13 protein-coding genes are annotated in these 16,038 nt (G+C 34.5%); 12 read left to right on the top strand and 1 reads right to left on the bottom strand.

Annotation, left to right across the window (positions count from 1 at the left end):
• Complete coding sequence (locus BM305_RS16800; RefSeq protein WP_092563535.1) at positions 1-741, top strand: tRNA1(Val) (adenine(37)-N6)-methyltransferase; 741 nt, start codon at positions 1-3, stop codon at positions 739-741.
• 27 nt (positions 742-768) lie between these two features.
• Positions 769-1,617: a 16S rRNA (cytidine(1402)-2'-O)-methyltransferase gene (rsmI, locus tag BM305_RS16795; RefSeq protein WP_092563532.1), complete on the top strand. Its 849-nt coding sequence runs from the start codon at positions 769-771 to the stop codon at positions 1,615-1,617.
• A gap of 103 nt (positions 1,618-1,720) precedes the next feature.
• Here the strand turns inward: rsmI and BM305_RS16790 are convergent, their stop codons facing one another.
• Positions 1,721-1,978: an AbrB/MazE/SpoVT family DNA-binding domain-containing protein gene (locus tag BM305_RS16790; RefSeq protein WP_092563528.1), complete on the bottom strand. Its 258-nt coding sequence runs from the start codon at positions 1,976-1,978 to the stop codon at positions 1,721-1,723.
• A 425-nt stretch (positions 1,979-2,403) separates the two neighbouring features.
• Here BM305_RS16790 and BM305_RS16785 point away from each other — a divergent pair, with 425 nt between their 5' ends.
• The 10 genes from BM305_RS16785 to BM305_RS16740 form a co-directional block, all read left to right on the top strand.
• The gene (locus tag BM305_RS16785) at positions 2,404-2,988 is read left to right on the top strand and encodes a nucleoside recognition domain-containing protein (RefSeq protein ID WP_092563525.1); all 585 of its coding nucleotides are present in this window, start codon (positions 2,404-2,406) and stop codon (positions 2,986-2,988) included.
• A 20-nt stretch (positions 2,989-3,008) separates the two neighbouring features.
• Complete coding sequence (locus BM305_RS16780; RefSeq protein ID WP_092563522.1) at positions 3,009-3,533, top strand: spore maturation protein; 525 nt, start codon at positions 3,009-3,011, stop codon at positions 3,531-3,533.
• Positions 3,534-3,613: 80 nt separating this feature from the next.
• On the top strand, positions 3,614-6,226 hold the full coding sequence (gene alaS, locus BM305_RS16775; protein WP_177214781.1) for an alanine--tRNA ligase: 2,613 nt from the start codon (positions 3,614-3,616) through the stop codon (positions 6,224-6,226).
• Between the two features lie 133 nt (positions 6,227-6,359).
• Positions 6,360-7,949, top strand: coding sequence for a response regulator transcription factor (locus BM305_RS16770; protein ID WP_092563517.1), 1,590 nt, complete (start codon positions 6,360-6,362; stop codon positions 7,947-7,949).
• Positions 7,949-9,358, top strand: coding sequence for a sensor histidine kinase (locus BM305_RS16765; RefSeq protein WP_092563514.1), 1,410 nt, complete (start codon positions 7,949-7,951; stop codon positions 9,356-9,358). Before BM305_RS16770 ends, BM305_RS16765 begins: the two co-directional genes overlap by 1 nt.
• A gap of 141 nt (positions 9,359-9,499) precedes the next feature.
• Positions 9,500-10,564 (top strand): ABC transporter substrate-binding protein, encoded by a 1,065-nt coding sequence (locus tag BM305_RS16760; RefSeq protein ID WP_242940572.1) that lies wholly within the window; start codon positions 9,500-9,502, stop codon positions 10,562-10,564.
• Positions 10,565-10,709: 145 nt separating this feature from the next.
• Positions 10,710-12,227 (top strand): sugar ABC transporter ATP-binding protein, encoded by a 1,518-nt coding sequence (locus BM305_RS16755; RefSeq protein WP_092563511.1) that lies wholly within the window; start codon positions 10,710-10,712, stop codon positions 12,225-12,227.
• Positions 12,220-13,293 (top strand): ABC transporter permease, encoded by a 1,074-nt coding sequence (locus BM305_RS16750; protein ID WP_092563508.1) that lies wholly within the window; start codon positions 12,220-12,222, stop codon positions 13,291-13,293. Before BM305_RS16755 ends, BM305_RS16750 begins: the two co-directional genes overlap by 8 nt.
• Position 13,294: 1 nt before the next feature.
• Entirely contained in the window at positions 13,295-14,320 is a 1,026-nt protein-coding gene (locus BM305_RS16745) for an ABC transporter permease subunit (RefSeq protein ID WP_092563505.1), read from the top strand.
• Between the two features lie 31 nt (positions 14,321-14,351).
• Positions 14,352-16,038: glucuronoarabinoxylan endo-1,4-beta-xylanase XynC (locus BM305_RS16740; protein ID WP_143099207.1), on the top strand; the 1,687-nt coding region annotated here is incomplete at its 3' end.

Below are 16,038 nucleotides of genomic sequence, written 5' to 3'. Positions count from 1 at the left end.
ATGGATGACAATATCTTAAAGAATGGTGAAAGGCTGGACGAGCTTCAGCGAAATGGGTATAAAATAATTCAGAATCCTAGTAAATTTTGTTTTGGAATGGATGCGGTTTTATTATCAGGATTTGTACAAGTAAAGCCTGGCGTTAAGATTCTAGATTTGGGTACTGGAACTGGAATTATACCTATTTTATTAGAAGCAAAGACGAAGGCCAGACATATTACAGGTCTTGAAATACAAGAAGAAAGTGTGGACATGGCTAAAAGAAGTGTGGCTTATAATCATTTGCAGGATAAAATTGAGATTGTAAATGGAGATATTAAAGAGGCCTCTCGCATTTTTGGAGCGGCTTCTTTTGATGTAATTACAACGAATCCTCCGTATATGACAGGTCAGCATGGATTAGTCAATCCAGAGGTTCCAAAAGCAATTGCCCGGCACGAAATATATTGTACGTTAGAAGATGTTATTCGGGAAGGTGCTAAGCTTTTAAAGGTGAATGGAAAGTTTTTTATGGTGCACAGGCCATTTCGTTTGGTGGAAATTATTAATACATTATCTAAGTATAAACTGGAGACAAAAAGAATGCAGCTTGTTTACCCATATGTGGACAGGGAACCTAATATGGTTCTCATAGAGGCAGTTAAGGGCGGTGGTGCCATGTTGAAGGTGGAAAAACCATTAATTGTATTTCAGTCGGAAAATGTTTATGCAAGTGAAATTAAAGATTTATACGGTTATTGATGAAATGAGTTAGTAAAGGAGATATGTATGCCAGGTACATTATATTTGTGTGCAACACCTATTGGAAATCTTGGGGATATGACTTATAGGGGAGTTGAAACATTAAAAACAGTGGATTTAATTGCAGCAGAGGATACAAGAAATAGTATAAAGCTATTAAATCATTTTGAAATTAAAACACCTATGACGAGTTACCATGAGCATAATAAAATTGAAAAGGCAAAATTTCTGGTTGAAAGGCTGTTGGAGGGAAAAAATATTGCTGTTATTACAGATGCAGGAACCCCAGGAATTTCAGATCCAGGTGAGGAGCTTGTGCGTCAGGCAATACATGCAGGGATACAGGTAACAGCAATTCCAGGAGCAGCGGCATTTACAACAGCACTTATTATATCAGGTCTTCCTACAAGAAGATTTGTGTTTGAAGCTTTTTTGCCATCAGATAAAAAAGAACGTCGTGAAGTAGTAAAGGAACTGGTGAATGAGACTAGAACTATTATAATTTATGAAGCGCCCCATAGACTACAGAAGACTTTGCAGGAATTGTATGATGTTTTGGGAAATCGTAAAATTTCAATTTGCAAGGAGCTTACAAAAAGGTATGAAAATGTGTTTTGTACAGAACTGGAGCAGGCAGCAGCTTTTTATGATAGTAATGAACCTAGAGGTGAGTATGTCATGATTATTGAAGGAAAGTCGCGTAAGGAACTGGAGCAGGAAAGCATAGAGAAATGGGACAATATATCGCTGGAAGAACATATGAATATATATTTGGAAAAGGGAATTACAAAAAAGGAAGCAATGAAGTGTGTTGCTTCAGATCGTGGTATTGCAAAAAGAGATGTGTATAAATTACTATTAGATGGGGAATCATAAATTATAGTTAATAATATAATAAGCAGATAAGAATTTAGGGGATTGCTTATCTGCTTATTATGAGGGGAGTTAATAATTCTTTTAATTTGTCTGTTGTGAATTATTATTCAATAATACCTGCAATTTTTGCAAGCTGAACAATAGAATCTTTTGATACTTTCTTACCGCAAAAATCAACTAAGTCGCTCTTTTCACCTGTAAAGATATCAGTAGGCTCATATTTGGTTAAGATAATCTTATCTTCGTCAACATAGATTTCCAATGGATCTCTTTCGCCAACACCTAATGTTCTTCTTAATTCGATTGGTAAAGTAATACGACCAAGTTCGTCTAGCTTTCTAACAATTCCTGTACTTTTCATTTGTCAATGCTCCTTTTAAAATTACTTAAATAAATGTTTATTTATGTTTAAAATATAACATGTAAGGAGACTTTAGACAATTTAAATTATTATGACGATATAGCACAATTTTAATCACTGAGAAGTAAAAAAACAGAAAAAAATGTAAAATGGAAAAGATTTACAATAGGTATATATTGTATGTATTGTTCCTGAAAAGTCCATAAATAAAGGAATTTGTCTACATTTGCATTTGCAAAAAAATAATAATTTGGAGAATATTCAATTTGATTTACATTTTATAATAAGCAAAAACTATTTAGTTATTTACAATTAATCTTGCATTACATTAAAAAAATCCAGTTAGACTTTTTACAAAAATCGAATAATTTTTAGGTGATCCTAAATAAACTAGTATTATTATACTACAAAAAAGGGGAACGTCAATGCTAAATTATTTGTGGGGCATTATGATTATTGTTGCAATTATTTTTGGGGCTGTAAATGGAAGAATAGAAGAGGTCAGTACAGCTTTTATTAATTCTTCAAAGGAGGCAGTTACGTTGTGTATTACAATGCTGGGTGTCATGTCCCTTTGGACTGGATTAATGCAGGTAGCAAAAAAATCTGGAATTATTGATTCTCTGACAAAGGTATTTCGGCCAATTATTCGTTGTTTATTTCCTGACATTCCAAAGGAGCATATTGTAAATGAGTATATTGCATCTAATATGATTGCCAATGTTTTAGGACTTGGCTGGGCTGCAACTCCCTTTGGCCTTAAGGCAATGCAGGAACTTAAAATTTTAAATAAAGGGAAGGAGACAGCCAGTGTTGATATGTGCACCTTTCTTATCATAAATATATCATCTCTTCAGCTTATTCCGGTAAATATCATTGCTTATCGGAGCCAATATGGTTCTGTAAATCCAGCAGAAATAATTACAGCGGCTATTTTGGCTACATTGGTTTCAACTGGAGCTGGCGTAGCTTTTTCTATTGTTGCACGCAAATTAGCGAAAGTTTCTTAGTTTAAGCAGGGAGGTGCTTTATGAGTTTTTTACTTTATATATCAAGCTTTATTATTCCTTTAGTTGTTTTATATGTAGTAGGGTATGGTTTTTTGCAGAAAGTACATATTTATGATGAGTTTGTAAAGGGGGCAGAGGATGGGTTTAAAGTGGTAAAAGGAATTGCTCCTACATTAATTGGGTTAATGGTTGCAATCGGTGTTTTAAGGGCATCAGGGGCATTAGATATGCTGTCATCCATAATTCAGCCAGTTACAAATATATTGAAATTCCCGTCCCAGCTTGTGCCACTGGTAACCGTTAAGATGTTTTCGTCTTCCGCAGCTACCAGCCTTTTATTAGATATATATAAGGAGTATGGGCCAGATTCCTATTTAGGGAAACTGGGTTCGATTTTAATGAGTTGTTCAGAAACTATTTTTTATACACTATCTGTGTATTTTATGACAGCCGGAGTAAAAAAAACAAGATATACCCTGGCAGGGGCATTAGTGGCAACAATGGCTGGTGTTGTGGCAAGCGTGATTGTAACCGGGTGGATGTAGGAATATTGATTTTATTATTGTAAGCAATATCTAAGTATGCTATAATACTTTATTAATACCCAAAAATGGAGGAAGCAAAAATGTATTGTATTACTAGTGACGAAATAAGAAATATATTTTTGGATTATTTTAAAAAGAATAATCATATGCAAATATCAGGCTCTTCGATTATTCCTAAAAATGATCCTACGTTATTGTTCATTAATTCTGGTATGGCTCCACTTAAAACGTATTTTACGGGAGAAGAAATACCACCAGAAAAAAATCTGTGTAATATTCAGCCATGTATTCGAACAATTGATATAGATGAAATCGGTGACAGACATCATTTAACTAGTTTTGAAATGTTAGGAAGCTGGTCCTTTGATAATTATTTTAAAGAGGATGCCATTAAACTTGCATTTCGCTTATTAACAGAAGGGTATAAAATTCCGAAAGAAAAGCTGTATGCTACTGTTTTTGCAGGCTCTGAAAAATTAGGATTAAGTATGGATCAGGAGTCTGCTGATATCTGGAAGGAAGCAGGCATGGATCCAGCACATATTGTTCCTCAGCCATTTGAAGATAACTTTTGGGGACCAACAGCTGAAACAGGACCATGTGGACCATGTACAGAGGTTTTTTATGATACAGGAGAAGAATTTGGGGAGGCCTATGTTCCAGGTGGTCATTTTGATACGAAAAAGCGATACATTGAAATTTGGAACGCTGGTGTTTTTATGCAATTTAATAAAAACACTAAAGGGGAATATGAGAATTTAAAGTTTAAAAGCGTGGATACTGGTGCAGGGCTGGAACGACTGACAATGACTTTAAATAAACTAAATTCTGTATATGAAATCGATTCTCTTAAGCCAATAGTTGACTTGATTCAGGAAGAAATGAAAGGTACAGAAGTTGCAGAGCGAGATGTTCATGTAATGACGGATCATTTCCGTACATCTACTATTTTGCTTGCAGCTGGTGTACAGCCATCCAATACTGGAAGAGGATATATTCCAAGAAGACTAATTAGAAAGTGTTGTACCATTATCCATAAGTATCAGGTTGAGAACTTTAATTATGAAAAAATAGTGGACAAGGTAATTAAGCATTACGCTAAGTATTATGATCATTTTGAAGCTAATAGGGCAAATATTTTAAAAATGTTACAACAGGAAATTAGCAGTTACAATGAAATTTTAAAAGAAGGCATTCAACGTATTGAAAAAATATGTGAGAAATCTGGTGACATTGTATCTGGTAATGATGCTTTTGTTTTAGTAACCACATATGGACTTCCATACGCACTTGTGGAAGAGTATGTAAATAAGTGTGGCAAAAAAGTAGATAAAGAAGGTTATAAGAAAGCTGAAAATCATCATAAGGAAATTTCAAGAAATGAGTCTGCACATGATAAGGATGATTCTCAAATAAGTAATCAAGAATTAAAAGATTTGGAAAGCAGTCTGGAAGAGATTGTAGAAACTGATTTTTCTGGTTATGAAAAATTAAGCTGTGAGGCAAAGGTTTTATTTATTAGCCAAAATGGAGAAAAAAAGGATACCCTTGCAGAAGGAGAGAAGGCAGCAGTTGTATTTAATACTTCCTGCTTTTATGCAGAAAGTGGCGGACAAGTTGCAGATACTGGTGAAATTTCTAACCAGTCAATGACAGGTAAGGTACTGGATGTTAAAAAAGTCAAAGGAAAATTTGTGCACTTTGTTCAAGTTGAGCAAGGAGTGCTGAAATGTGGTGACCAGTTGCAATTAAATGTAAATGGTGAAAGAAGAACTAAAATTGAAGCCAACCATTCAGCAGTACATTTATTACAGTATGCCCTTAGAGAGGTATGTGGAAAAGATGTAAAACAAGCAGGTTCCCTGGTAACAGATGAAAGACTTCGTTTTGACTTTTATTGTGATGAAAAATTGCAGGATGAGTTGGATGTGGTAGAAAAGCTGGTTAATAAAACAATTCAGCAGAACCTTTCCAAGGATATAAAGCTCACCACTTATGAAGATGCAATTAGAGAAGGTGCATTGGCATTTTTTGAAAATAAATATGGAAATGAAGTGCGTCTGGTTAGCTTTGGCGAAATCTCCAGAGAACTGTGTGGAGGAACACATATTGAATCTACTGGAAAAATTGGCTTGTTTAAGATATTATCGGAAGAAAGTGTTGGAAGGGGCATTCGCAGAATTACGGCTGTAACTGGGGAGTGTGCTTTAGATTATGTTCAGAGTGAACTGAAAATATTAAGAGAAGTATCAAAGAAGCTGAAAGTAAGTACAAATCAGATTTTAGCAAAATTAAATTCTTTTGATGGTAAAAAGCAGGTAGCAGCAGAGAATAAAAAAATCCAGCTGACTAAGGAAGAGGTTTCCAAGCTTATTAAGCAAAGCAGTGGAAATATTAAATATGTTTTTTATCAGGAAGATGAGTTTGTTGAGAATTTAAATAACGAAGCCATTAGGATAGCAAATGATATACAAGGGGTAACGTGTTTGTTAGCTGTTGCAGATCAAAGCGTTAAGATTGCAGTTGCTGTTCCAAAGGCAATGACAAAAGAGATAAATGCAGGGAATATTCTAAAGAAAGCAGTCACTTATATTGATGGTAAAGGTGGCGGAGCACCTCATTTAGCTATGGGTGGCGGCAGTAATGTAGATGGGATTAAGAAGCTTGAAGAAGACTTTGGTTCACTGTTTTAAACATGAAGTTTTGCTTTGCATAATAAAAAAAATGCTGTATGTATTGTTTAGCAATACATACAGCATTTTTTATTATATAATAGGTTTAAGTAGTACTTATTATCTGATTAACTAAATGGAGGAAAAAATCATTATGATTAAGGTTTTCTTAGTAGAGGATGAAATAGTTATTCGTAATGGAATTCATCGTATGATTCCGTGGACGGAATATGGATATGAATTTGTGGGAGAGGCTGGAGATGGTGAAATGGCACTTCCCTTAATTCGTAAAATTAAACCAGATGTAATTATTACAGATATAAAAATGCCCTTTTTGGATGGTCTTGCACTAAGTAAATTAGTAAAAAAAGAATTGCCTGAAACAAAAATAGTTATTGTAAGTGGATATGATGATTTTGAATATGCACAGCAGGCTATTTCGTTAGGTGTAGAACGTTATCTTTTAAAACCAATCAGTAAAAATAATTTTATTGAAGTATTAAATGAAATTAGAATGAAGTATGAACATGAGAATGCCCAAAAGATTTATTATGAAAAGTTTAAAAATGAAATTCAGGAGTATGAACAATATTCAAGAAGAGAATTTTTTGAAGCACTAATATCGGGACATGTTAGTATACAGACTGTATATGAAAAAGCAGAAAAACTTCAAATGGACATTACAGCACCATGCTACAATATAGTGCTTTTTACCATGGACTCAATTGAAAAAAAGCAGATATTTCATAGTACATATTCGCAAAAAATAGCTGAATTACAAAATCATTTAGACCAGTTATTTTGTAATATGCCTGATTGTATTTTATTTCGAAATCAGATATTTAGTTATGCTGTTTTGGTAAAAGGTGAAAAAATGCAAATCGAGCAGCAGGTAGAAAAATGTGTACATGAATTACAAAATTTTTTTTCCCAGGGAGGTGAGCAGATTGACTGGTTTATATGTACAGGTAAAATAGTAGAGAGGTTAAGTTTATTATCTGAAAGCTATCAGGATGCCATGCATACCTTTACGTCAAGATATATTAATAAATATAAAGTAAATGAAATGAATCTTAAAAATTTAGATATAAGCGCAATTAATCCTGAAATTATATTAAATTTTTTAAGCAATGCTTTATCAGATGAAGTCAATGATTTTGTAGGCAACTATTTTCAAATGATTGGAGAAGATGCGTTGGAGTCAAGTATATTTCGCCAGTATATTCTTTTAAATATTCATTTTAGTACAGTGTCGTTTATTCAAAGTTTAGGGTTTCAGAAAGAAGAATTAGATTGCTATTTGCCACTTGTCTGTTTAAATGATACATCTTCTGTTGAAAGTGTATCTCTGGTAGTTCAAAAAATTCTTACAAAGGGAATACAGCTTAGAGAAGAAAGTACAAAAAGCAGATATAAAGGAGTTCTTGAGGTTGCAACAGAATTTATTAATAAAAACTTTATGGATGATACACTTTCGTTAAACAAAGTAGCATGCTCGGCTAATGTTAGTGCAAATCATTTTAGTGCATTATTTAGCAGAGAAATGAATAAAACGTTTATTGAATATTTAACAGAATTGCGAATGAACAAAGCGAAACAGTTACTTCGTTGTACAGATATGAGATCCGGAGAAATTGCATTGGAGGTTGGATATAAGGATTCACATTACTTTAGTTTTATATTCAAAAAAACACAGGGATGTACACCTAGTGATTACAGAAATGGAAAGGGAGGAGGAGTATAATGAAAGGTGGAAGTATAAACTTAAGCAAGAAATTAAGAAAAATTATACTAAGTATGATATATCCATTTATTCTTTTGGTAATTGTAATATTGTTTATTTTTGGGTATTATATAGTGAAATATAAGCAAATAACACATAATGTATCGGTAAGCAGCGCATTTAATATAGACTTTAAAAGTTCAATTGACTTAAAAATGTACTATTATACAATTGGAAATAAACAGCAAACGACACTTCCCATCTCTGATGTGGAGGATGCTATTACACTTGCTGAGTCGTTAAAGGAGACAACCTACCGGAAAGAGAGTATAAAAGCTTTACAAAATATTTTAGAGTATTGTAGTAATTTAAAAAAGAAAATGCGTATGATAGCGGAAACAAAAGATTATGACAACAGGAAAGTCCAGTTGGAAAATAATATTTATGTACTTACTATGCTAATACAAGGAAAAATGAGTGATTATATCTATTATGAGGCAGGGTATATGGCATCTCTTGAAAAAGAGAAAACAGAATATATTAAACTGGTAATGGCATTAACATGCATCATCTTATTAGGGACAATTATGTATTTATTGTACTATGGCCTAAGGTTTTCAAGAAGTATTACTGTTCCAATTGGTGAGTTGTGTGAAAATGTTAAGAATGTGGGTGATGGAGTCTTTGCAATTCCAGAAGTAAATTCAAATTATTGTGAGATTGATCAATTAAATACAGGAATACAGCAAATGGCAACAAGAATAGATGCTTTGCTGGAAAATGTAAAGGAAGAGGAAAAAATGCAGCATATGATGCATCTTCAGCTTCTTCAGGCTCAGATTAACCCACATTTTTTATACAATACGCTGGACACAATAATATGGCTGGTTGAAACAGAGAAATACGGGGATGCCGTAACAATGCTTACTAATCTTTCTATGTTTTTCAGGGGTATTCTCTCAAAAGGAAATGATATTATAAATTTAGAGGAAGAAATAAATCATATTCATTGTTATCTTGATATTCAGCAGGTCAGGTATCAGGATATTATGGAATATAGTATTAATGTTCCTGAACAGCTAAAGAAAATTAAAGTGCCGAAGTTAATATTGCAGCCTTTGGTGGAAAATGCGTTATACCATGGAGTAAAAGAGAAAAGAGGAAAAAGCACCATTACTATTACTTGTTCTGACCAGGGGGAAGATATACTGATTACAGTAGTGGATAATGGAATAGGAATGATCGCGGAAAAATTAAATTTTGTAAAAAATTCTTTGAAAAATTCGGAGCGTGTTGGATTTGGACTGACAGCTGTACATGAAAGATTAAAGTTGTACTTTGGAGGAAGCTATGGGGTGGATATTCATTCTGAGTATGGAGTGGGTACAACAGTTAAAGTACAAATCCCTAAAGAATTTGAACAAAAATAATAAAAAAACCAACTTATATAAAATATTAATAAATTATTAAACACAATGAATAAGATAGTTTAAGGGAAAATACGTAAAATTGTTTTATAATAATGTTACAATAATGGGTTAGTAAGATATTTTATATGAGGAGGAGCTATTGTGAAAAGAAGGGTATTTTTTAGTATTATGGTGGTATGTCTGATTGCTACATTAACAGCATGTAAGGCAAAGTCAGATTCAACAGTTGGCACAGACGTTTCAAATTCATCAGGGGATTTAATTAAAGTTGGTTTTTCACAGGTTGGGGCAGAGTCAGACTGGCGAACGGCAAATTCTGAGTCAATGAAAAAGACGTTTAGTGAAGAAAATGGCTATGAGCTTATTTTTGATGATGCACAGCAGAAGCAGGAAAATCAAATTGCTGCAATCAGAAATTTTATTCAGCAGGATGTGGATTACATAGTTCTTGCACCTGTTACAGAAACAGGGTGGGATACGGTTTTACAAGAAGCTAAAGATGCTGGAATTCCAGTAATTATTGTGGATCGTATGGTAAATGTTTCAGATGAAGGTTTATACACTGCCTGGGTTGGTTCTAATTTTGAACTAGAAGGTAAGAAAGCAGCCGCTTGGTTAGATGCCTATTTGAAAGCAGCAGGAAAAGGTGAGGATTCAATTAATATTGTAGATATTCAAGGAACGATTGGAGCATCAGCGCAGATAGGACGTACTGCTGGACTAGAAGCTGGGGTTAATGAGCATAGTAATTGGACTTTGCTGGTAAAGACAACAGGGGAATTTACCCAAGCAAAGGGACAGGAAGTCATGGAGTCTTTGTTAAAACAATATGGAGATAAAATCGATGTGGTTTATTGTGAAAATGATAATGAAGCATTTGGAGCAATTGATGCAATAGAGGCTGCTGGTTATAAAGTTGGTTTAGATGGAGATATGATAGTAATGTCTTTTGACAGTACAAATGCAGGTTTAACAGACACGCTAAGTGGAAAAATTTCATTAAATACGGAATGTAATCCTCTTCATGGTACTCGTGTAGAAGAAATTATCAAAACCCTTGAAAAGGGAGAAACACCTGACAAGAAAAAATATGTAGAGGAAGAAATATTTTCTTTTGACAATTCTGTGCCATCTGTTACGGTGGATGGAACAGATTATACAGTGACACAGGTAACACAGGAAGTCATTGATTCAAGAGCATATTAGTATAGTATTGGTATAAAAACACATTTTACTCAAAAAGGCAAGGTGGCACGATATGGAGAATTCAAATGAACTGACTATATCGTGCTATTTTGCACTATAAATATAAATTGTTTTTTGCTGTTTAGGAAGCAGGTGTAAACGTATAATGAATAAAAAAATTGTATTGTCAGTGAAAAATATAAGTAAATCATTTTCTGGAACTAAAGCGTTGTCAAGTGTAGATTTTTCTTTGCAAAAAGGTGAAATACATGCACTGATGGGTGAAAACGGGGCAGGAAAATCAACATTAATAAAAGTAATTACAGGAGTTTATAAGTATGACGAGGGTGAGATACATATAGGTGAAAGAAAAATTTGCAATCATTCCCCTCAAGAGGCACAGGAAAATGGAATTAGTACAGTATATCAAGAAATAAATTTGTGTCCAAATCTGACGGTTGCTGAAAACTTGTTTATAGGACGTGAACCTAAAAGAATGGGATTTATTAATTGGAAATTAATCAATCAAAAGTCTGAGGAAATACTTAGAAACCTAAACATTGAGGTTTCACCAACACAAATGCTTGCAGAATGTTCAATTGCAATTCAGCAGATGATAGCTATAGCAAGAGCTGTTGACATGCGGTGTAAAGTGCTGATATTAGATGAACCCACATCATCTTTAGATAAAGAAGAGGTAGAAAAACTATTTGAATTAATGAAACATCTAAAAAAAGAAGGTGTTGGAATTGTTTTTGTTACTCACTTTTTGGATCAGGTTTATGAGGTATGTGATAAAATAACTGTTTTAAGAAATGGAAAATTTGTAGGTGAGTATGAAACAGATAAGCTGCCTCGTGTGCAATTGGTGGCAAAAATGATGGGAAAAGACTTGGATAGTATTTCCAATATAAAAGGTGAAAGAAAAGAATTTTCGGGAAAGAGAATACCGTTTATTGAAGCAGAAGGATTAGGTCATCAAGGAACAATTAAGCCTTTTTGCTTAGCAATTCATAAGGGAGAAGTAATTGGATTAACAGGTTTATTAGGATCAGGACGTTCTGAAATGGTTCGGGCAATCTATGGTGCAGATAAGGCTGATAGTGGGAAGCTTAAAGTCAATGGAAAAGAAGTTAAAATTCATGCACCTATAGAAGCTATGAAGCTTGGAATGGGATATTTACCAGAGGATCGAAAAAGGGATGGAATAATAGCGGATTTATCAGTCCGTGAAAATATAATTATTGCAATGCAGGCAATAAGAGGTATGTTAAAGCCAATGAGCAAAAAGGAAATGGAAGAAGCTGCAAATACATATATAGATTTACTGAAAATAAAGACAGAAAGCCGTGAAACCCCAATAAAATATTTGTCAGGAGGAAATCAGCAAAAGGTTATCATTGGCAGGTGGCTTTTGACAAATCCACAATACTTAATTTTGGATGAACCAACCCGTGGTATTGATATTGGAACAAAAACGGAAATTCAAAAATTAGTTTTGGAGCTTGCAGAGAAAGGAAAGGCAGTAACATTTATTTCATCGGAATTAGAAGAAATGCTGCGTACCTGTTCAAGGATGGTTGTGTTGCGGGATGGTGGTAAGGTTGGGGAAATAGAGAGTGATGACTTAACGCAGGACAATATTATGAAAACAATAGCAGGGGGCGAACAGGAAAATGATTGAGAAGGTAGGGAATAGAAAGCATTGTTATAAAAAAATTACAGAACGCCGTCTTTTTATGCCGTTAGTCTGTTTATTCATTGTTTTGCTGGCTAATGTAATTAAAACTCCCGATTTTTTTAAAGTATCTATTAATAATGGAGTTTTATATGGATACACAATTGATATTTTGAATAGGGGTTCTGAGCTTATTATACTTTCGATTGGAATGACACTTGTAACAGCAGCATCCGGCGGGCAGGATATTAGTGTAGGAGCAGTTATGGCAGTAGCAGCTGCCGTATGTTGTCAAATACTTTCAGGAGGAGCGGTTACAACTAATACATTTGAAAATCCACTTATAATTGCCATACTAGCAGCTTTTACCGTATCTATTTTATGTGGTATGTTTAATGGCTTTTTAGTTGCCAGGCTGCACATTCAGCCGATGGTTGCCACATTAATTTTATATACGGCAGGAAGGGGTATTGCTCAGTTAATTACAAAAGGTCAAATTACATATATTCGTGTAGATAATTATAAGATATTAGGAGGTTACATTGGAAGCTGCCCAGTACCAACACCAATATTTGCAGCAATAATGACGGTCATAATCGTTTTCTTGGTAATTAAGAACACAGCGCTGGGCTTATACATTGAATGTGTTGGAATAAATGGTTCAGCATCAAGACTAGTGGGATTAAATTCTGCTATGTTAAAGTTCCTTACCTACATAATTTGCAGTCTTTTGGCAGGAGTTGCAGGAATTGTTGCTTCAAGCCGCATTTATTCTGCTGATGCCAATAATATAGGATTAAATTTGGAAATGGATGCTATATTGGCAGTTGCGTTAGGGGGAAATATTTTAAGTGGTGGAAAATTTAGCCTGGCAGGTTCTGTAATTGGAGCGATTACCATTCAGGCATTAACTACTACTTTATATGCAATGAAGGTTTCAGCAGACCAGCTTCCAGTATACAAAGCAATAGTAGTAATTGTCATAGTAATACTTCAAAGTCCTATCTTTAAGAAATATGCTGCTGGTTTAGTATCAAAAAGAGCAGCTGAAGGAATAGAAGGTGCAAACTAATATGAAAAATAGAAGATTAAAAAAAGGAATAAACAGCAGTACTTTTTTACTGATGATTACAATTATTTTATTTTTTACTATGTATATAGCAGGCATGATTATATACAGCGATAATGGATTTGCAAAACCACAAATGTTTTTAAATCTCTTAATTTCTAATGCAGGGCTTATCGTAATAGGGTGTGGAATGACATTGGTTATGATTACTGGTGGAATTGATATTTCGGTTGGTTCCGTCACTGCACTGGTATGTATGTCTGCCGCATACGTCATGGAAAATAAGGGGTGTAATATTTATGTTGCCGTAGCAATTTCAATTGTATTGGGAGGAGTATTTGGAATTGTTCAGGGCTATCTGATTGCATATCTTGATATACAGCCGTTCATAGTAACGCTTGCAGGCATGTTTTTTGGGCGTGGAATGACGGCGGTTATTAGTACAGATATGATCTCAATTAAAAATGAGTTATTTCTCAAGTGGGCCAATTGCAAAATATATCTGCCATTTGGCTCCGTGAACAGAAAGGGGGTGTACCAGCAGGCTTATATTTATCCTACCGTCATTATAGCGTTAGCTATTGTTATTATTCTGTCTTTTGCATTAAAGTATACAAAATTTGGAAGAAGATTATATGCAATAGGAGGTAATCAGCAAAGTGCTTTAATGATGGGGCTTAACATTAGAAAGACAAAAATGCAGGCCTATATTTTAAATGGATTTTTAACGGGTATTGGAGGTTTTCTATTTTGCCTGAATAGCTGTGCCGGATTTGTGGAACAGGCAAAAGGAATGGAAATGGATGGGATTTCAGCAGCAGTCATTGGAGGAACATTATTAAGTGGTGGAGTTGGAACGGTAATAGGTACTTTATTTGGGGTTTTAATTAAAGGAACCATATCTTGCCTGATAACAACACAAGGAACGCTGTCCAGCTGGTGGGTAAGAATTGTTTTATCTGCATTGCTTTGTTTCTTTATTGTACTGCAATCAGTTCTGTCATCATCAAAAAAGAAGAATAGTAGATAAGTAAATATTTTTATGAGAAAGGTGAGAATGTATGTTTAAGAGTGTAAAAAAAACTATCGGTATGTTACTGGCATGTGCAACTGCGTTGACGCTTATGTCACCAGTTCCAACGCCTGCTAACATATCTGCCGCAAGTGACGTAACAGTTAATTTGTCATCAGAAAAGCAAGTAATTCGGGGATTCGGGGGTATGAATCATCCAACTTGGATTGCAGATTTAACAGAAACTCAAAGGAATACGGCTTTTGGAAATGGGGCAAACCAATTAGGTTTTTCCATTCTAAGAATTCATGTAGATGAGAATAAAAGTAATTGGTCAAAGGAGCTGGCAACAGCAAAAAGTGCTGTTGCGCAAGGAGCAATTGTTTTTGCATCGCCATGGAATCCGCCAAGTGATATGGTTGAGACCTTTACACGTAATGGGGTTGCAGGACAAAAAAGACTTAAATATAGTAAGTATGCTGCATATGCGCAGTACCTTAATGATTTTGTTACATATATGAAGAATAATGGCGTGAATTTATATGCCATTTCAATTCAAAATGAACCAGATTATGCACATACATGGACTTGGTGGACACCACAGGAAATGCTTAATTTTATGAAAAACTATGCAGGCTCTATTAATTGTAAGGTAATTGCACCAGAATCATTTTCTTATTTAAAAAATATGTCCGACCCTATTTTAAATGATTCTCAGGCTCTTGCAAATATGGATATTTTAGGCGCTCATTTTTATGGTACAAGTGTCAGCAATATGTCTTATCCTCTTTTCCAGCAAAAAGGATCTGGAAAGGATCTCTGGATGACAGAAGTATATGTTCCAAATAGTGATGCTAACTCAGCAGATCGCTGGCCAGAGGCAATAGATGTTGCGTATAATATTCATGGTGCAATGGATAATGGATTTCAGGCATATGTATGGTGGTATATCCGCAGACAGTATGGTCCAATGAAAGAAGACGGTACCATTAGCAAACGTGGTTATATGATGGCTCATTATTCAAAGTTTATACGACCAGGATATGTAAAGGTTAATGCAACAGCAAATCCAAATACTAACGTTTATACTAGTGCGTATAAGGGAGATAACAAAGCGGTTATTGTTGCAATTAATAAAGGAACTTCTGCGGTTAGCCAGAAATTTGTTCTAAATGGTGGAACAGCATCTAAAATCACTACATATGTAACTAACAGCAGTCAAAATCTTGCGTCTGGTTCCATTAATGCATCTGGAACTTCTTTTACAGCGCAGCTTCCTGCTCAAAGTGTTACAACGTTTGTTATTAATTTGGGGACTTCAGCAACTACAACACCAACAGCAACTTCAACACCTAATCCTGGCATAGGTAGTACTGTAAAATTAACAGATGGCTGGTACTATATTAAGAATGTAAATGCTCAGAAATATCTTCAGGTAACAGATAATACAGGAAAAGCTGGACAAAATGTTGAAATTGGTACAGGTACAGGTGTTGCTGGTCAAAAGTGGTATTTAACCAATACTTCAGACGGCTACATAACATTAACAAGTGCATTAGGAAATTACATGATTGATGTAGCAAATGCATCTGATACAGATGGTGCCAATATTCAGATTTATAATGGCTATTCTGGAAATGCACAAAAATTTGTGATTAAGTCAACCACTACAAATGGTGTTTATACAATTGGTACAAAAGCAAGTGATTCCACAAAAATGTTAGATGCATATAATT

The organism is Anaeromicropila populeti (assembly GCF_900112775.1).
GTDB classification, from domain to species: domain Bacteria; phylum Bacillota; class Clostridia; order Lachnospirales; family Lachnospiraceae; genus Anaeromicropila_A; species Anaeromicropila_A populeti.
The sequence above is the reverse complement of the archived record's forward strand: the minus strand, read 5'-3'. Positions and strand labels throughout refer to the sequence as shown.